This window comes from Dyella sp. (genome assembly GCF_036384435.1).
Lineage (GTDB): Bacteria > Pseudomonadota > Gammaproteobacteria > Xanthomonadales > Rhodanobacteraceae > GSA-30.
The window spans coordinates 13,845-31,543 of sequence record NZ_DASVMI010000169.1 but is presented as its reverse complement, the minus strand read 5'-3'; the positions used below and the strand labels follow the sequence as shown (position 1 = coordinate 31,543).

Annotated in this window: 19 protein-coding genes; 12 read left to right on the top strand and 7 right to left on the bottom strand. The window is 63.0% G+C overall.

The window, feature by feature from the left end:
• Window positions 1–44: 44 nt before the first annotated feature.
• Window positions 45–1,760 carry a cytochrome c biogenesis protein DipZ gene (locus VF436_RS17720; protein WP_330905366.1) on the bottom strand — a complete coding sequence of 572 codons (1,716 nt, stop codon included), beginning with the start codon at window positions 1,758–1,760 and terminating at the stop codon, window positions 45–47.
• Between the two features lie 158 nt (window positions 1,761–1,918).
• Here VF436_RS17720 and VF436_RS17715 point away from each other — a divergent pair, with 158 nt between their 5' ends.
• The 7 genes from VF436_RS17715 to VF436_RS17685 all read left to right on the top strand — a co-directional run bounded on the left by VF436_RS17715 (window position 1,919) and on the right by VF436_RS17685 (window position 6,118).
• The gene (locus tag VF436_RS17715) at window positions 1,919–2,575 is read left to right on the top strand and encodes an RNA polymerase sigma factor (RefSeq protein WP_330905365.1); all 657 of its coding nucleotides are present in this window, start codon (window positions 1,919–1,921) and stop codon (window positions 2,573–2,575) included.
• A gap of 5 nt (window positions 2,576–2,580) precedes the next feature.
• Window positions 2,581–3,231 (top strand): NrsF family protein, encoded by a 651-nt coding sequence (locus VF436_RS17710; RefSeq protein WP_330905364.1) that lies wholly within the window; start codon window positions 2,581–2,583, stop codon window positions 3,229–3,231.
• A 306-nt stretch (window positions 3,232–3,537) separates the two neighbouring features.
• On the top strand, window positions 3,538–3,765 hold the full coding sequence (locus VF436_RS17705; RefSeq protein ID WP_330905363.1) for a hypothetical protein: 228 nt from the start codon (window positions 3,538–3,540) through the stop codon (window positions 3,763–3,765).
• Between the two features lie 296 nt (window positions 3,766–4,061).
• Window positions 4,062–4,451: a ribosome silencing factor gene (gene rsfS, locus VF436_RS17700; RefSeq protein WP_330905362.1), complete on the top strand. Its 390-nt coding sequence runs from the start codon at window positions 4,062–4,064 to the stop codon at window positions 4,449–4,451.
• Between the two features lie 71 nt (window positions 4,452–4,522).
• Entirely contained in the window at window positions 4,523–4,993 is a 471-nt protein-coding gene (gene rlmH / locus VF436_RS17695; protein ID WP_330905361.1) for a 23S rRNA (pseudouridine(1915)-N(3))-methyltransferase RlmH, read from the top strand.
• Between the two features lie 70 nt (window positions 4,994–5,063).
• Window positions 5,064–5,513 carry a GNAT family N-acetyltransferase gene (locus VF436_RS17690; RefSeq protein ID WP_330905360.1) on the top strand — a complete coding sequence of 150 codons (450 nt, stop codon included), beginning with the start codon at window positions 5,064–5,066 and terminating at the stop codon, window positions 5,511–5,513.
• A gap of 20 nt (window positions 5,514–5,533) precedes the next feature.
• The gene (locus VF436_RS17685) at window positions 5,534–6,118 is read left to right on the top strand and encodes a nucleoside triphosphate pyrophosphatase (protein WP_330905359.1); all 585 of its coding nucleotides are present in this window, start codon (window positions 5,534–5,536) and stop codon (window positions 6,116–6,118) included.
• 97 nt (window positions 6,119–6,215) lie between these two features.
• Here the strand turns inward: VF436_RS17685 and VF436_RS17680 are convergent, their stop codons facing one another.
• Window positions 6,216–7,055, bottom strand: a complete 840-nt coding sequence (locus VF436_RS17680) for a type II CAAX endopeptidase family protein (RefSeq protein WP_330905358.1) — start codon at window positions 7,053–7,055, stop codon at window positions 6,216–6,218.
• A gap of 275 nt (window positions 7,056–7,330) precedes the next feature.
• On the opposite strand from VF436_RS17680, the gene VF436_RS17675 reads away from it, so the two are divergent.
• Entirely contained in the window at window positions 7,331–8,893 is a 1,563-nt protein-coding gene (locus VF436_RS17675) for a TerC family protein (protein ID WP_330905357.1), read from the top strand.
• Between the two features lie 18 nt (window positions 8,894–8,911).
• Here the strand turns inward: VF436_RS17675 and VF436_RS17670 are convergent, their stop codons facing one another.
• On the bottom strand, window positions 8,912–9,307 hold the full coding sequence (locus VF436_RS17670) for an MAPEG family protein (RefSeq protein WP_330905356.1): 396 nt from the start codon (window positions 9,305–9,307) through the stop codon (window positions 8,912–8,914).
• A 217-nt stretch (window positions 9,308–9,524) separates the two neighbouring features.
• Here VF436_RS17670 and ypfJ point away from each other — a divergent pair, with 217 nt between their 5' ends.
• Window positions 9,525–10,406 (top strand): KPN_02809 family neutral zinc metallopeptidase, encoded by an 882-nt coding sequence (gene ypfJ / locus VF436_RS17665; protein ID WP_330905355.1) that lies wholly within the window; start codon window positions 9,525–9,527, stop codon window positions 10,404–10,406.
• Between the two features lie 68 nt (window positions 10,407–10,474).
• Window positions 10,475–10,882, top strand: coding sequence for a YkgJ family cysteine cluster protein (locus VF436_RS17660; RefSeq protein ID WP_330905354.1), 408 nt, complete (start codon window positions 10,475–10,477; stop codon window positions 10,880–10,882).
• Window positions 10,883–10,903: 21 nt separating this feature from the next.
• Here VF436_RS17660 and VF436_RS17655 read toward each other — a convergent pair whose 3' ends face one another.
• Window positions 10,904–11,698, bottom strand: coding sequence for a class III extradiol ring-cleavage dioxygenase (locus VF436_RS17655; protein WP_330905383.1), 795 nt, complete (start codon window positions 11,696–11,698; stop codon window positions 10,904–10,906).
• Between the two features lie 197 nt (window positions 11,699–11,895).
• On the bottom strand, window positions 11,896–13,737 hold the full coding sequence (locus tag VF436_RS17650) for a DEAD/DEAH box helicase (RefSeq protein ID WP_330905353.1): 1,842 nt from the start codon (window positions 13,735–13,737) through the stop codon (window positions 11,896–11,898).
• A gap of 182 nt (window positions 13,738–13,919) precedes the next feature.
• Here VF436_RS17650 and fghA point away from each other — a divergent pair, with 182 nt between their 5' ends.
• Both fghA and VF436_RS17640 read left to right on the top strand, forming a co-directional pair.
• Window positions 13,920–14,771, top strand: coding sequence for an S-formylglutathione hydrolase (gene fghA, locus VF436_RS17645; protein WP_330905352.1), 852 nt, complete (start codon window positions 13,920–13,922; stop codon window positions 14,769–14,771).
• 1 nt (window position 14,772) lies between these two features.
• The gene (locus tag VF436_RS17640) at window positions 14,773–15,315 is read left to right on the top strand and encodes a GNAT family N-acetyltransferase (RefSeq protein WP_330905351.1); all 543 of its coding nucleotides are present in this window, start codon (window positions 14,773–14,775) and stop codon (window positions 15,313–15,315) included.
• A gap of 180 nt (window positions 15,316–15,495) precedes the next feature.
• Here VF436_RS17640 and VF436_RS17635 read toward each other — a convergent pair whose 3' ends face one another.
• Window positions 15,496–16,806, bottom strand: coding sequence for a DEAD/DEAH box helicase (locus tag VF436_RS17635; protein WP_330905350.1), 1,311 nt, complete (start codon window positions 16,804–16,806; stop codon window positions 15,496–15,498).
• Window positions 16,807–16,924: 118 nt separating this feature from the next.
• Window positions 16,925–17,578 carry a class I SAM-dependent methyltransferase gene (locus VF436_RS17630; protein WP_330905349.1) on the bottom strand — a complete coding sequence of 218 codons (654 nt, stop codon included), beginning with the start codon at window positions 17,576–17,578 and terminating at the stop codon, window positions 16,925–16,927.
• Window positions 17,579–17,699: the final 121 nt, after the last annotated feature.

The following is a 17,699-nucleotide window of genomic DNA, read 5'->3' as shown; positions in this document are numbered from 1 at the left end:
GTCGCTGCGAACCTGTCATGCACGAACCGGTTCGCGGTCGTCGATCAGCCGAATGTGAATGCGTAAGCCTTCACGCCTGGGTCGAGGAACTGGATTTCGAACAGACGCTCACCGCTGCCATGAGCCTGGCGAATCAGTTGATAAAGCTGTTGTTTCGTCACGGTGCCCTGACCCTGGGCATCGATATCCGAACCGTGGTCTTCGCCCGGCGCTTTGCCGTCGATGCGAACACGGAAGCGCACCGGCTTGCCGTCGTCACCAGGACCGAGTACCAGGTGCAAATCACGGCCGCGGAAGCGGTAAAGAATGCGTCCGCCCGCCTGGTCCAGTTGCGCCTGCTCCTCGTTGACCGTCCAGCGTCCGTCCAGTGCCCATGTTTCACTTTGCAAGGTGGCGGGAGCCTTGTAGTCCCAACTTTCACCGTGGGCGATCTTCCCGACAAAGCCCGCTGTCCGCGCATAGCCGACATAGGTTTCCGACGAGCGGCTATAGTCGCCCGAACCTGCCGCTTCGGCACCGGTGGCATGGGGTGTGACGTGACCACCAGGCAGGTCCTTATAGCCAGCTTCGGTCAGCAACTGGCGAATGACGTCTTCGCTTTGTGCATAGTCGCCTTCGCCGAAATGATGATGGCGGATCTGTCCCTTGGCATCGATGAAGTAATGCGCTGGCCAGTATTCATTGCTGAAGGCTTTCCAGATCGCGTAATCGTTGTCCAGCGCCACCGGATAGCCCAACTGGAATTGGGCCACGGCCGCGCGAACGTTGCCGGGATCTTTCTCGAAGGCGAACTCCGGCGAATGCACGCCAATGACTACCAAGCCGTGATCCTTGTACTTCTCGGCCCATCCGCGCACATAGGGCAGCGCGCGGATGCAGTTGATGCAGGAATACGTCCAGAAATCGACGAGCACGACCTTGCCGCGCAGCGATTGGGCCGTAAGCGGTGCGCTGTTGAGCCACTGTGTGGCGCCATCGAGCGAAGGCATGGGGCCTTCCACTGGCAACGGCTCGCCAGCCTTGGGCGCGGGCTGTGGCGCCGGTGGCGGCCGCACGGCATTGACCAGTCGCTGCTCGATGCCCCCAGTGCTGGCCAGTGATACGCGGGTAAGCAAGCCCGTATCCAATCCCATGGCGATGGCCGCCACGCCAGCCAGCACCAGCACGCCGAGTACGCGACGAACCCACTCGCCAGCACCCAGCGAGCGCTTCATCACCGAAAACACCTTGCCGCCGATGATCAAGGCCAGGGCCAGCGACGTGGCCGCGCCAGCGGCGTAGGTAAGCAACAGCAGCGTCGTCTGAACGCTGGCGCCATTGAGCGCCGCGCCGGTGAGCAACAAGCCCAGGATTGGGCCTGCACAGGGCGCCCACAGCAAGCCCGTGGCCACACCAAGGCCGACGGCTGAAAGGGGGGAATCCCTTTCCTCCGAATGCCGGGAAAGACGATTGCCCAGGGCGACGAAGGGACGGGCCAGCCATTCGGCCAGATGCGAGGACAGCAAGGTCAGGCCGAGCAACGCCAACACGACCATGGCGACGACGCGGCCATACTGATTGGCACGGATGGCCCAGCCACCGCCGACGGCAGCCAGCGTAGCCACGAGTGCGAATGTGACCGTCATACCGATCAACATCGGCAAGCCGTTGCGGGCGAAGGGTCGATCGGCGCGTGCGAATACGAAGGGCAGTACCGGCAGGATGCAGGGACTGAGAATGGTCAGGACGCCGCCGAGATAGGCCAGGAACAGGACAAGCATGGAGCAACGATCCTCGCTGAGGGATTCGAAAGGGTATTCGGCGGTACGTTATGCCGGGTTACGCCATGAAGGCGCGCTTCTGCTCCGGGCGCTGTGTAACCGTCGCGGGACTTGGCACGAATGGCATGGAGAATCTTCACAAGGACAGGGAACTGCCAATGCCTCGCTTGACGGCGATGGGCGCGTTGGGCCTATATATCGACTTTCCCCAACGGGCGAGTCTTGGCCTGAACGTGCCTGCCGACATCCACACCTCCCAGGAGGACGCCGCGCGGCGACGCTCCGCCTGGATGGCGGCTGCGCAGGAAGGCGATCGCCTTGCCTATGAAAAGGTGCTGGCCGATTCGGTCGCCCTGATACGCATGGTGGCCCGCCGACAAGGGGTGCCGGTGGATGGGCTCGACGACGTCGTGCAGGAAACCCTGCTAACCGTGCATCGCGTGCGCCACACCTACGATCCGGCGCGATCTTATGACGCATGGCTGGCGGCCATCGCGGCAAGGCGCGCCATCGATCATCTGCGCAGCCATGGACGCCATGGTGCGCGCGAAGTGCACGATCCGCTGGCCCTGGATGCGCATCCGGATACCGATGACGCCGCCGCGCCCACGGAGCGGGCGCAGGAGGCTGCGCGCTTGCGTGAAGCGATTGCCCAATTGCCCGCCGGGCAACGCGAAGCGGTTGAGCAGCTTGGCCTCAAGGAACAGACGCTGGCCGAGGCCGCCCAGGACACCGGGCGCAATACCGGCGCACTCAAGGTGAATCTGCATCGCGCACTCAAATCGTTGCGTCAACGCTTGCACGGAGATTCGTAGAGCTCATGGCCGAACCGCTTCCCATCGACAGCCTGATCAAGTCGCTGAGCGCGCAAGCCGCGCCGGTGCGGCGGCTGCTGTCTCCTGGACGGCGCACCCTGGGCTGGGCTCTGGTCGTGGTAGTCGCGGCGGCAATGTTTTTTTGGCATTTTGGCATGCACGGCATGTTGCTGCGCTGGGAAATTCCCGATGCGGCATGTTCGGGCATCTGTTCGTACATCACGGCGATCACAGCCGGTTTTGCCGCATTTGCGCTGGCGGTTCCGGGACGCAGCAAGGCGTGGGCGTGGCTACCGTTGCCCAGTGCTTTGGTATGGATGGCATCCAGTGGATGGGGCTGCCTGCGTTATTGGATCCAACCGGGTGTTCACCAGTCGCTGATGCCCGATTCGGCCGACTGCCTGGTATTCATCGTGGCGCTGTCCCTGCCGCTATCGGCGCTGTTGATATGGCTGCTGCGAAAGGCCTATTCAGTGTATCCGGTGCTATCAGCCGTCATGGTGGGCCTGGCCAGTGCCTCGGCCTCGGCTGCCTTGCTGGGGATATTCCACCCCTATGTGGCCGCTGCCAGCGATTTGATCATGCATGCCCTGGCGGTTCTGGTTGTGATCGCCGTCAATACCGCGATGAGTGGTCGCCTGCTACGGCCTCGTTAATCCTTTGTAAAGCATGATTTTACGGTCGTCCCGATGCTGAACGGCTTGCTCGTCAGGCCGTTGCCAACTCCTGCGGCGGGTATACCCTGTGCGCACATTGAGCAGGTCGTGACTTTACGGTTCTCGATCTGATATCGCAGCTTTGTGGACCATGGACGGACTGCGTTTTGCAAGAGCGGGGTCAAGGGTGAATCAACCAGCTTCGTTCGTCGCGTTGGGACGGCCCGGGAAGAGCTGTCGCAGCGCATGCCATGGAAGTGCGGACCTGACCGCACGCACTACTCACCGTCCCAGGAGAAAGTACCCATGAAAGTTTCTCGCTACGCCGTACTTGCCGCTTCGACCGCTCTGCTGTTTGGCGTGGCCGTGTCGCCCGTGATGGCCCAGAGCACCTCCAGCTCGAGCGCGACGCCGCAGAGCAGCTCGACCAGTGATTCGGGCACCAAGGCCACCAAGCACAAGAAAGCCAAGCATCACAAGAAGGCCGCTTCCTCCTCGTCCTCGGCAGCCTCTTCGTCGTCCTCTGGCGGCTGATCCAGGTCTCGTCTGTAAGCAAAAGCCCTCTCCCTGCGAAGGGAGGGGGCTTTTTTTGGGCTGAGGTCGCCCGCTGCGCAGAATTAAAGAGAAATAGCAGACTCGGCTTCACGCTTTTCCCCTTTACAGCGCCGCAGGCGCGACTTCACAGGCGGCTCGAGCCGCCGGCCTCACAGCCCGCGTAGCGGGCGGCCTCACCCCTTCACAGGCGGCCTCACCCAAAAGCTTGACGCCAGGGCGCTATACTGCGCCCGCGCCACCTGGGCGCTCCTGGATACGCACCGAGGCCAGCACTCTTGAGTCCTACCGCACAACGTACGAAGCCGGCTAACGCCAAAACCCTCCGCCAGCACGTGATCGATGCGCTGGAAGAACTGAAGGCCAAGGACATTCGCGAAATCGACGTCCGCGGCAAAACCTCCATCGCCGACCTGCTCGTGATTGCCTCCGGCACATCCGGCCGCCATGTGAAATCCATTGCCGATGAAGTCGTCAAGTTCGCCAAGAAGGCGGGCGTGATGCCGTTGGGCGTGGAAGGCGAGCGGGAAGCCGAATGGGTCCTGGTGGACCTGGGCGATGTCATCGTGCACGTCATGCTGCCGCGTATCCGCGAGTTCTACGGCCTGGAGCGGCTGTGGACGGTCGGTGATCGCGACACCGACGCCGAAGCCGTCAACGCGGGTTGATCCGTGGCGGTTGTCGGTTCCTTGCACTGCCTTTGGTGGTGCGGAGCTTTGTTTTTTCCTGAAATGAACTGATGCGCGCACGCCTCATTGCCGTCGGCGAACGTATGCCCGCCTGGGTGGCCGAGGGTTTCGCCCAATACCGCAAGCGGCTGTCGCATGAATTGCCGCTGGAACTGATCGAGCTCAAACCCGGCACCCGTGGCAAGGGTCGCGATGACGCGCGTGCGATCCAGGACGAAGGCACGGCGATACTTGCGGCTTTGCCGCGCGATATCCATGCCATCGCGCTCGACGGACGGGGCAAGACGTGGTCGAGCGAGGACCTGGCCCAGCAGTTGGCCCGGTGGCGCATGTCCGGGCGCGATCTGGCGTTCCTGATCGGCGGCCCCGATGGGCACGCGCCCGAAGTCATCGCCCGTGCCGACCAAAGCTGGTCGCTGGGGCCGTTGACCTTGCCGCATATGCTGGTGCGACTGGTGCTGGCCGAGCAGCTTTACCGGGCCACGACCTTGCTGGCCGGGCATCCTTATCATCGCGCCTGATCGCCGGTGGTGACTGCCGGCCTGTGGATGTGCTCATATGCGCGCGTCCTTTCGTCGCGCGGGCGCGCCCATGCCACTGCTCATCCGTCCAGCGACGTCCGTCGATCTTGCGGGCGTCGTGCCTCTATTCGATGCCTATCGGCAGTTCTATGGCCAAGCCGAAGATCATGATCGCGCGCGCGCCTTTCTGGCCGAACGCCTGGTGCGAAGCGAGTCGGTGCTGCTGGTGGCGCTCGACGGCGATAGCTATATCGGATTCACCCAGCTCTATCCGATGTTTTCCTCTGTACGAACGGCAAGGACCTTCGTGCTCAACGATCTGTTCGTGGCGGCATCGGCACGACGGCAAGGCATTGCCGCTGCATTGATCCAGGCCGCCGTGGCGCACGCGCATACCCTCGGCGCAGCTGGGCTTTCGCTTTCCACCGCCCATGACAACCTGGCTGCGCAGCGCCTGTACGAATCGCTCGGCTGGCAGCGAGATATGCATTTTCGCGAATACACCTTCGCGATCGCCTGAACGCCCAAGGACCCGCACGCATGTTGTTTCTCGCCTCGCAGTCGCCGCGTCGCCGGCAGTTGCTCGAACAACTGGATGTCCCTTTCATGGTGGTGGATGTCCATGTACCCGAGCAGCGCGCACAGGGTGAGTCTCCGCTCGACTATGTCAGCCGCGTGGCGCACGACAAGGCGCGAGCGGGCTTTGCGTCGCTTGCGCTGGACGATGCCATCGTCCTGGGAGCCGATACCGAAGTGGTGCTCGATGACGAAGTCTTCGGCAAGCCGGTCGATGCCGAAGATGCCAAGGCGATGCTGCGTCGACTGTCAGGCCGTACGCATACGGTGATTTCGGTGCTCTGGGCAGTGGGGGCCAAGACGGTTCGCGGTGAAGCCTGCCAGTCGCAGGTGCGTTTTGCCGCATTGTCCGATGCCTGGATCGACGGCTATGTGGCCACCGGCGAACCGTTCGGCAAGGCCGGCGCCTATGCCATCCAGGGGCGCGGCGCCGCCATGATCGAACATCTGGAAGGTAGCTATTCCGGCGTCATGGGGTTGCCGGTGTTCGAGACGGCGCGGCTGTTGCGAGCGCTGGGATTGCTGCCTTCCGCGCAGGTTACCCGATAAGTTGGCCCACACCACAAGACTTGAAACCACGCATACGGGCTTGCGCCTGGCTATTCATTCGCGCGCCTTTCATCTTTGAGATTTTCGCTACGCAAGATCAGGTCTGTTGGCTGGCGATCGCAAACCACACACCGATCGTTACCAGATTGTTCATTGCGTGCGCCAGCATGGCGGGGTAGAGCGAACCAGACTTCAGGCGCAGCCACGCAAACGCCACGCCCAGCAGGGCGAGGTTGGGCAGGCCATACCAGAGGAAGCTCAAATCGGGCAGATGGATCAGGGCGAAGACAGTGGAGGTCGCTGCCACGGCCCATCCGGTGGGAAGGCGCTTGAGCCATGCGGAGAGCAATACACCTCTGAACAGTATTTCCTCGACGACAGGTGCGATCAGCACCGCCACACCGGCCAGAATGCATTTGGACCATGGCGAGGCCAGGGCGCCGAGCTGCTTGATGTCCTGCGGCACATCGTGGCCCTGGGACAATAGTTTGGTGATCATGCCACCAACGAAGGGCAGGATGAGTCCAACCAGCAGGGCCGTGGCCAGATAACTGGTTTGAGCCGGCATGGTCATGCCGAGGCCGGGCGGAGTGGCAACACGCCATAATTGCGGCCATTGCCTCCGCACCAGCAGCACAATCAGCGCGGAGGCACCCAGCAGGGAGCCGCCGATCAGCAGCACCCGGATGTCGGTCTGCTTAAGTAATGCTTTGACCTGCGCGCTGCTCTCGGCGGCCGAGAGGCCGTGATGGCCGATCGCAAAGACCATGCCTACGACCAGGGCGATGATCGCCGCCACCAGTATCTGTAGCCCAAAATAGCCGACAAGCATGGCCAGGGCAGCCCAGCCACGCGGCGCCTCCAGTTCAGAACCGGCGCGGGGTAGCGGTGGAGGTGCGGCGTAGGGTGGGGATGGCAAGGCGATGTCCGTATCCATTCAATAACCGGGCGATGATCGCGACAGGCGAGTTTGCCCGGTCATGCTGCCTGCTGGGAATGCCACGGGCAACTCCAAGTAGTCATGGTCACCTGGCCACAGCGACGAATGCGGCCGGCTGAGGTACTTGATCGCGCCCGGAACCGGCCTGCGATGGAAACCGACTTGGGTGGGCACGACCCATGCCCGGCCGCCGGATAGCGACTGTTGCCGGTATAGTGTCCACCAACCCTTACGATCATCCTCAGGAGAACCCTGGCGCCTGGCGCCGACCCATGTTTGCTTTCGAATGGCTTGCCGACCCGACGGCCTGGGCCGGACTCCTCACCCTGGTGGTGCTGGAGATCGTGCTCGGTATCGACAATCTCGTCTTCATCGCGATCCTGGCTGACAAGCTGCATGTGTCGCAGCGCGATCGGGCGCGCTTGCTCGGCTTGTCGCTGGCGCTGGTGATGCGCCTGGCGCTGCTGGGCGCCATGTCCTGGCTGGTGAAGCTGACATCTCCGATCCTTACCTGGAACAGTTTCACGCTCTCCTGGCGTGACGTCATTCTGCTGCTCGGTGGCATATTCCTGCTGTTCAAGGCCACCCTGGAATTGCATGAACGCCTGGAGGCCGGCGAAGAGCACGGCTCATCCGGCAAGGTGCAGGCGCGCTTCTGGCTGGTGGTCACGCAGATCGTCGTGCTCGATGCGGTGTTCTCGCTCGACTCGGTGATCACCGCCGTGGGCATGGTCGAGTTCCTGTCGGTCATGATGATCGCGGTGGTGGTGGCGATGGTGCTGATGATCAGTGCCAGCAAGCCGCTGACCGCGTTCGTCAATGCACGGCCGACGGTAGTGATCCTGTGCTTGTCGTTCTTGCTGATGATCGGCTTCAGCCTCGTCGCCGAAGGCCTGGGATTCCATATTCCGAAGGGCTACCTTTACGCGGCGATCGGTTTCTCGATCATGATCGAGGTCTTCAACCAGACCATGCGCCGCAATCGCCGGCGCAGCCTGTTCAGCAGTGCCCGCAACCTGCGCGATCGTACCGCCCAGGCGGTGCTGCGCTTGCTCGGTGCCGGCGGCGAGGACGAAGGCGATACCGTGCCGCAAGCCTCGGCCAGCGAACCGCAGGTGGCCGTCTTCGGCAAGGACGAGCTGGCCATGGTGCAGGGCGTGCTGGATCTGGCGCATCGTCCCGTGCGGTCGATCATGACGCCCCGCCCGGAAATCGCCTGGATTGATCCACGCGAAAGCGCGGATGCATTGCGGGCCGAGGTGGCGGACACCAGCCATCATTGGTTGCCCGTGGCCGAGGACGATCTGGACCAGTTGATCGGCGTGGCTTCCGCGCGCGACTTGCTGGCCAGCCTGCTCGATCATGGTCGTATCGATGTCGATAGCGTCGTGCGCAAGCCGATGACGGTGCTCGAATCGCTCAGCGTACTGCGCCTGATCGAGGCATTCCGTCATTCGCCTTTGCAGGTGGCGCTGGTGGTCGATGAATACGGCAGTGTCCTTGGACTGGTAACGCCTACCGATGTGCTGGAGGTGATTGCCGGGGAGTTCCCTGACGATGAGAGCACGGACCCATCCGCCTGGCAGGAAACCGATGGCGCCTGGCAGATCGATGCCAGCCTCGACCTGCGCAGGGTCGAGCACCTGTTGAGCGTGCGCTTGAGTCATGACGACAGCTTTTCCACCCTCGCCGGCTACGTGCTGCAACGCCTGGGTCGCCTTCCGAACGCCGGCGACAGCTTCGAGAGCGAAGGCCTCGCCTTCGAAGTCGTAGCAATGGACGGCGCGCGCATCGAGCGCCTGCGCGTGCGCGCCCCCGAAGGATCGGCGAGCTGATCCTTCAGGGCCTTTGCGTCAGATCAGGAACATGGCCCTGACGATGCCAAAGCCGGCGAGCACGACCAGGGCCGCCCAGGCGGCGAGCGAGATCATGAAAGCCGGGCCACGCGAAGCTGGGTCTTTCAAGTAAGTGGTGATGTACCACAGGCGGCCGGCCAGCCAGACCAGGCCGGCGATGCCGGCCAGTCCTGGAAAACCATACATCGTGGCCAGCCACAGCACGGGCAGGAACATCACCGTGCCCTCAAGAGTATTCATCTGTACCCGCCAGGCCCGCTCGAAGCCCTCATGCCCACTGATGGCTGGAGCCTTCACGTCATAGCGCTTGCGCGCATTGCCCACCAGATACAACGTGAAGAACTGCAATAGCACATTCAGCAGGGTGACCAGGGCGGGCAGGTTTTGCAGCATGGGTGGTAGCTCTTGAAGTAGAGGGCGTGAGGGCTGGCTGCTGGCACAGCGCGTAAAGGGTAAAGTCGGCCATATGCGGCCTGTAAATAATAAAGCCACTCGCTTACGCTCGCTGTAAATGGTTGCAGGTCGTGCCCTTGGTTTCATGGCTCTTCCTGTTCACAGGCCACATCTTGGCCGGCTTTACGGGCGCCAAGGGCGCCCATACGAGGATCCTATGGACTGGCAAAAAGGCGAGCGCAGCCAGAACGTCGAAGTCGATGACGGCAGTGGCGGTGGCGGCGGTGGTGGCTTCCGCTTTGGCGGTGGGCGTGGCCTCGGATTGGGCGGCATCATTATCCTGGCCATCCTTGGCATGGTGTTCTTCAAGGACCCGACCGCGTTGCTAGGCCAGGCCGGGAGCGGGGGCACGCCCTCGGCCGCCGCCCCTCCGCGGGGGCGCGCGGCCCAGGTCGACCCGCGCGAGGAGGATTTCGTACGCGCGGTACTCGGGTCCAGCGAAAAGACCTGGAGCGACATCTTCGCTGCCCATGGCCAGACCTACACCGACCCCAAGCTCGTGCTGTTCAGTGGCGCGGTCAACACCGCATGCGGATCGGCATCCAGTGCGGTAGGGCCGTTCTACTGCCCGGGCGACCAGCGCGTCTACCTGGATCTGGCCTTCTTCAGGGAGCTGGAAACACGCTTCCACACGGTCGGCGATTTCGCGCGGGCCTATGTGATCGCCCATGAAGTGGGGCATCACGTACAGAACCTGATGGGTGTGTTTGCCCGCAGCGAACAGGCGCGCCGCCGTGGCGTGCGCATGGAAGGGGCCGGCGGCCTGTCCGTGCGGCAGGAATTGCAGGCTGATTGTTTTGCGGGAGTCTGGGCCAACCGGACGCAGGACCGGCTGCATTGGCTGCAACCTGGCGATGTGGAAAGCGCGCTCAATGCGGCCAGCCAGATCGGTGACGATGCGCTGCAACGCCAGGCGCAGGGCAGGGTGGTGCCCGATTCATTCACCCATGGTACGTCCCAGCAGCGCGTGAAGTGGTTTACCGCCGGCTTCAAGGGTGGCGACGTGAGCGCCTGCGATACCTTCAACGGGCCTGTGTAAACGAGCGTGGCAGGCTAGGACTACAACTTCCGGGCGGCTCCCTGGGCCCACGACTGGCTCTAGAATGTATGGGCTGCGCGCCAGGGGGTGCGCGTTTTCCTGATCCCATGGACCATCCGTGTTTGCGGTGCGGCGCTTGCTGCGCTTTTTTTCGAGTCGCTTTTCACTGGTCGGAGGCCGAAGCCTTCATGGGAGGCGTGGTGCCGGTTGAACTGACCGAGCCACTTGATCCGCATCGACTGGTCATGCGTGGCACCCAGGCCCGGAGACCGCATTGCGTCGCCTTGCACGGTGAGGTGGGGTCAACCACGTCTTGCGGCATCTACGAACGACGCCCATCTGTATGCCGTGAAGTCCAGCCATCCTGGGAGAACGGGGTTGCGCATGCCCAATGCGAGCGGGCACGCATCGGCCACGGGCTGGCACCGTTGCAGCCGGCTGACTGGACGTTGTCAGATTCGGCGCCCGTCGGTTGAATCGAGCCCGCTGGACGGCGGTCAGGCGGCGCGTGTATCGAAGCGATAGATGTCCATGGCCAGGAATCCCATATCTACGCCAGCATCGATTCGTCGCGCCATTGGTTGCGTACCGCCAGCGCCGTAGGCCAGGTAGATCGGTAGCAAGTGTTCATCCGTCGGGTGAGCCTGGGCCGCGAACGGGGCTTGGCGCCGATAATCCAGCAAGGCATCATCGTCGTTGGCGGCCAGCTTCTGCTCGAACCAGCCAATGAATGGTTGTACGTACGGTGCCTGCCGGGCTTGGTTATAGCCGCCGCGAAAATCGTGCAGGTTGTGCGTGATGCTGCCCGAGCCGATGATCAGAACGCCCTCCTCCCGTAACGGAGCCAGGGCACGGCCCACGGCCAACTGGTGAGCCGGGCCCAGCATGGGCTGGATCGATAGCGGTACCACCGGGATATCGGCTCGCGGGTACAGCAAGTGCAATGGCGTCCATACGCCATGGTCGAGGCCATGTTGTGGATCGATTACGGGGTCCAGGCCCGCGTCGTCGAGTAAGTCGCGCACCCGTTCGGCCAACTTGGGCTGGCCGGGGGCGGGATAACGCATGTCGTAGAGCTCGCGTGGAAAGCCACCGAAATCGTGCACGGTTTCCGGACGATCGGCTCCCCCTACCACCGGCTTACGCGCCAGGAAATGCGCGCTGGCGATAACGATGGCCTTGGGACGCGGTAGTTCGCTTGCCAGTTCAGCCAATGCCTGGCCGCTGCGTCCGGGATGCAGCGCTGTCATGGGCGAGCCGTGGGAGATATAGAGGCTGGGTAGCGTGGTCATACCCGCAAGATAGGGCAGGGCGACCAGGTTTTCAGCCATGGGGCGGGGAAACGGATCGTTGCGTGGTTGGAACGATGACCGCCGAGGACGCCTGGCCAAGGTGCCAGCATGTCCGCTTGCCGTCATGGAGGGAGACCGCGAATCGAGCGAGAGGGCTGGCATCCATGCGCCTCGCCACTCTTCGCGGCTCCTGCAAATTACTTGCGTCGCGGGGGCTTGTTGCCGCCATGAGGGCGGGGCTTGCCCTTGAACCCGCCAGGGCGAAAACTGCCCTTGCGCGGGGGCGCCGAATCGCTGCTGGTGGTTTCCTGGCCATCCCATTCGCGGATGCGCAACTGCTGCTGGCTGACCCACACCTTCTGCAGATGCTGGAAGATTTCCGCCGGCATGCCATCGGGGAGATCGAGCAGGCTGTAGTCGCCACGGATACTCAGGCGACCGATGAACTGGCTTTCCAGGCCGGCTTCGTTGGCGATAGCGCCAATGATATTGCCGGGCTTGACGCCGTGGTCGTGGCCCACTTCGACGCGGTAGGTCTTCATGCCTTGTTCGGTGACGTGCGGACGCAGGGGGCGAGTGCCGAATTCGCGTGGCGCATCGCGATCGCGACGCGGACGGTCATCGCCTTCGCGTGGACGGCGCTCGGCACGTTCACCACGCTCGGGGCGCTCGAACGCAGGGTCGCGTTCGCGACGCGGTGGCGGCGTCAGCAGCAACGGCTGGTCGCCCTGGGCGATGCGTGCCAAGGCTGCAGCGATCTCCATGGCCGGCACGTTGTGCTCGGCCTCGTATTGCTCGATCAACTGCTGAAACAGGCTCAACTCGCCCATGGCCAACGTGTCGGTAATGCGCTGCTTGAATTTGGCGATGCGCTGATCGTTGACGGCCTCGACGGTGGGCAGCTTCATCTCTTCGATCGGCTGGCGTGTGGCGCGCTCGATGGCACGCAGCATGCCTTTTTCACGAGGCGTGACGAACAGGATCGCTTCGCCGCTGCGACCGGCGCGGCCGGTACGGCCGATACGGTGCACGTAGCTTTCCGTGTCGTACGGAATGTCGTAGTTCATCACGTGGCTGATGCGTTCCACGTCCAGGCCGCGAGCGGCTACGTCGGTCGCTACGAGAATATCCAGCTTGCCGTCCTTCAATTGCTGGATCACGCGCTCGCGCTGCGGCTGGGCGATGTCGCCGTTGATAGCCGCGGCAGCCAGCCCGCGTGCCTGCAACTTCTCGGCCAGTTCCTCCGTGGCCTGCTTGGTGCGCGCGAAGATGATCATCGCGTCGAACGGCTCGGCTTCGAGGATGCGCGTCATTGCATCGAGCTTGTGCAAGCCACTGACGAACCAGTAGCGCTGGCGAATATTGGTATTGGTGGTGGTGGCCGCTTTGATGGTGACTTCGACCGGATCGCTCAGGTGCTGCTGGGCGATCTTGCGGATCGGTGCGGGCATGGTTGCCGAGAACAGCGCCATCTGGCAGTCATCGGGTGTGGCATCGAGGACTTTCTCGACGTCGTCGATGAAGCCCATGCGCAGCATTTCGTCGGCTTCGTCCAGCACAAGGAAGCGCAGTTCGGACAAGTCGAGCGTGCCACGCTCGAGATGATCGATTACGCGGCCCGGCGTACCGACGACAATATTCACCCCGCGCTTGAGTGCGTGCAACTGCGGACCATAGCTCTGGCCGCCGTAGATCGGCAGCACCTGAAAGCCGGGGAAGTGAGCCGCGTAACGCTGGAATGCTTCAGCCACCTGGATGGCCAATTCACGTGTCGGCGCCAACACCAGCGCCTGCGGCTTGCCGGGCTTCATGTTGATGCGCGAGAGGATCGGCAGAGCGAATGCTGCTGTCTTGCCGGTGCCGGTCTGGGCCTGGCCCAGGACGTCACGGCCTTCCAGTAACGGCGGAATGGTGGCCGCCTGGATGGGCGATGGCGACTCGTAGCCAACATCGGACAGGGCGCGCAAAAGCTCGGCATGCAGCCCAAGCGCAGCAAATCCGGCAGTTGCCGGTGCGGAATCGGAGGACGGGGAGGACATGGAAACCTCGATCAGGGCACGCGCGACGGCATGCGAGAGAATAGCGCCATTGTAGCAGCAGCGCGGCCCGGGAGACGGTCCGATGCGGCAAAACGGCCATTTTTGAGAGCTGTGGACATGTTCCTGAAGCGGGCTTGGCTATCATCATGGCCTCTTTGGGGCTTAGCGAGGCGAATCACGACATGACCGGCAGCATCGAAACGATCTCCGAACAGCGGTGTTTTGGTGGCGTCCAGGGCTTCTACCGCCATGAATCGGAGGCATGTGGTGGCCCCATGCGCTTTGCGGTGTACCAGCCGCCCCAGGCGGCCTCGCGTCCTTGCCCCGTGTTGTATTACCTGGCGGGCCTGACCTGCACGGAAGAAACGGCCACGATCAAGGCCGGGGCCCAGCGTCTGGCTTCGGAGTTTGGCCTGGTCCTGGTGATGCCCGATACCAGTCCGCGCGGTACCGGACTGGACGGAGCGACCGGCGACTGGGAGTTCGGTGAAGGTGCAGGCTTTTATCTCGACGCCGCACAATCGCCATGGTCGTCGCGATTTCGCATGTATAGCTACGTCACTGAGGAATTGCCTGTGCTCATCGGCACGCATTTTCCGATCGATGCCGCACGTTCCGGTATCTTTGGTCACTCGATGGGTGGTCATGGCGCGTTGACCATCGCGCTGAAAAACCCGCGGCGTTATCGATCGGTATCGGCTTTCGCGCCGATCGTCGCACCTAGCCAGGTGCCTTGGGGACGCAAGGCATTCGATCGCTACCTGGGACCGGAATCCTCGCGCTGGCGTGATCACGATGCCTGCGAATTGGTACGTCATCAGCCTTTTCCGGGCACGATCCTGGTTGACCAGGGATTGGCGGACAAATTCCTCGGCGAGCAGTTGAGACCGGAGTTGTTCGAGCAAGCCTGTGCCGCTGCCGGACAGGAGCTCGTCTTGCGTCGCCATGCCGGCTACGACCATAGTTATTACTTCATCAGTACGTTCATGGACGACCATTTGCAGCACCATGCCCGTGCCCTGGCGGATCGGTAGCATGCTGCCTGTTCTCACCAGCGCGCGTACCTCGATGCGCATCCCGGTCGAATCGGATGCGCCTGCGTTGTTGCTTTATCGCGTGGAAAATCGCGCGCACCTGTCGCCCTGGGAGCCCTTGCGCGATGGTTTCTACTACACCATCGACCATTGCATGCAGGCCATTGCCGATGCGCGCAAAACCGCGAGACAGGAGCGCGGATTTCCGTTTGCGGTCTTTGATCGACAAAGTCAGGAACTGATCGCCACGTTCAACTTCGCCAACATCGTGCGCGGTGTTTTCCAGGCCTGTCATCTCGGCTACGGCATCGCCGCATCACGACAAGGGCAAGGCCTGATGTTGGAGGTATTGCAAACTGGCCTGGATTTCGCCTTCGGCAACCTGGGCCTGCACCGCGTCATGGCCAATTACATGCCGCACAACGAACGCAGTGCTCAATTGCTCGCCCGTCTGGGCTTCGAGCGCGAAGGCTACGCCAAGCGCTATCTCAACATCGCCGGCCGCTGGGAAGATCATGTGCTGACGGCGATGGTGCGCGATTGAGCTTCCTGCGTCGATCGCTTTTCTGAAGGCAACTGGAGGCGGGAGACGGATAGCGGGGCGCAAGGCCGTCAGGCTTCCTCCGCGTGACAGTTTGCGAGATGTCCTTGTCCTCGTGCACGAGACACATGCGATTGGCAGCATCGATGCGCCTGCGCTACCCATCGCCTTTCCCCGCTTTTGTCAGGCCTTCGCCGCCGGTCGCCGCTGCCGCCTGCGCTTGCGATTCCCTGCCGCATGGCCTTCACCGCCGCCACTGGCCGGTGCGTGGCTATGACTGCGATGATGCGACGGACTCTTGTTCTGGCGTGGCTGGCGCTGGCCCTGCACGGGACGAGGCGCTCCAGCATCCACGCGCAAGGGCTGGGACGGTGCGAAGCCTTCGATGTCGCTGACTTCGATTTCCGACTTCAGAAGCTTGCGGATGTCACGAAGCAACCCGGCTTCCTCATGCGCGACCAGCGATACGGCCAGGCCTTCGGCACCGGCGCGGCCGGTGCGGCCGATACGATGGACGTAGTCTTCGGCAACCATAGGCAGATCGAAGTTGATCACGATCGGCAACTGGTCGATATCGATGCCGCGTGCCGCGATATCAGTGGCGACCAGCACCGTGATGCGGCCACTCTTGAAGTCGCTGAGGGCGCGTGTGCGTGCGTTCTGGCTTTTGTTGCCATGAATGGCGGCAGCGCGCATGCCCGAGGCCTCCAGGAAGCGAACGAGCTTGTCCGCGCCGTGCTTGGTACGGCTGAACACCAGGGTCTGCCGACGGCTGTCTTGCGAGAGCACGTGCAGCAGCAGGTCGCGCTTGCGAGAGGCGTCCACCGGGTGCACGCGGTGGGTGACGGTGGTGGCGACGGTGTTGGGCGGCGTTACCGACACTTCGCTCGGCTCGTGCATGAATTGCAGGGCGAGCGCCTTGATCGGCGGGGCGAACGTAGCCGAGAACAGCAGAGTCTGGCGTTGGCGCGGCAGCGCACCAAGGATGCGCTTGAGCGCCGGCAGGAAGCCCATGTCGAGCATGCGGTCAGCCTCGTCCAGCACCAGCACTTCGACACCGGAGAGATCGATCGTGCGTTGCTGCATGTGATCGATCAAGCGGCCGGGGGTGGCGATGACGACGTCCACGCCGCGACGCAGCACGTTGATCTGCGGACCCATGCTTACGCCGCCGAAAATGGTGGCACTGCTGACGCGCACGTGGCGGCCGTAGTCACGCAGGTTGTCATTGACCTGGGCGGCCAGCTCGCGGGTCGGGGTCAGAACCAGCGCACGCGGACGACGGGAGGCCGCGGGGGTGGTCGACAAGCGTTGCAGTAGGGGCAGCGAGAACGCCGCGGTCTTGCCTGTGCCGGTCTGGGCGGCGGCCAGCAGGTCGCCTCCCTCGAGCACTGCCGGGATGGCAGCCGCCTGAATGGGAGTGGGGTCGGCGTAGCCTTGATCGGCAAGCGCACGCAACAACGCGGGCGAAAGGCCCAGCGATTCAAAAGACATGAGAGAGCTCCAGAGCAACCCGGAGCGTCTTTCGAACCGTGTTGCATTAAATCTTAAGGGGAGGGCGGCTTGGGGAAGCCGTTGGGCGAGTATAGCAGACTGGTGTTGCGGGCGCACATCAGCGCCTGGCCACGATCAGGTAGCTGTTATAGGGGGTGCGGCCGTGGAGTGCGCGGATGTTGACGGTCAGCCCGTGACGCTCGAGCGGCCGGCGGATTTCCTCGGCACTAGGGTAGTGCTGGGCGCCGGTGGGTATCCAGCCGGAGCGTTGGAGGAAGAACTCCTCCAATCGGGTGGCGTGAAAACGCCAATTGGGCTCGCGCAGCACGTTGCGGATGATCAGCAATCCCTCGTCGGCCAGGTGCATCAGCGCGGTATCGAGCAGGTCTTGCTGCCGTTCCCGTGGCAGGTAGTGCAGGATGTCGAGCAAGACCACGTGCCCGTCATGGGGCGGCAGGCTCGCCGCGTCGGCATGGTGCAGTTCGATGTCCTGGGGCAGCCCCGCTCGAGCCAACGCATCACGGCCCGCATCGATCTTGCGCGCGTCATGATCTACACCGATATAGCGCGTGAGTTCCTCCGTGGCCTGGAGCACGTGGGCCAGCAACCCAAGGCCGCAGCCAATATCCAGGACGGGCAACTGCGATCCATGTAGCAATTCGCGAGCGGCAACATAGGCCGGGTCGTACGCGAGTTTCCAGCGCGCATGCATCCGGTGACCGGTGGTGGAGAAGCGCTTGGCGATACGGCGCCGCGTCGAGACGTCGAGCATCGGCATAGCATCGCGTGACGGACGTAAGACGGATGTCGTTTTTTGCTTTATATCCCGCTCAAGGCATGTCGCGCTCACGGCCGAAGTGCTAGCCTCCGGCGGTCAGATCAGCAAGAAGGGA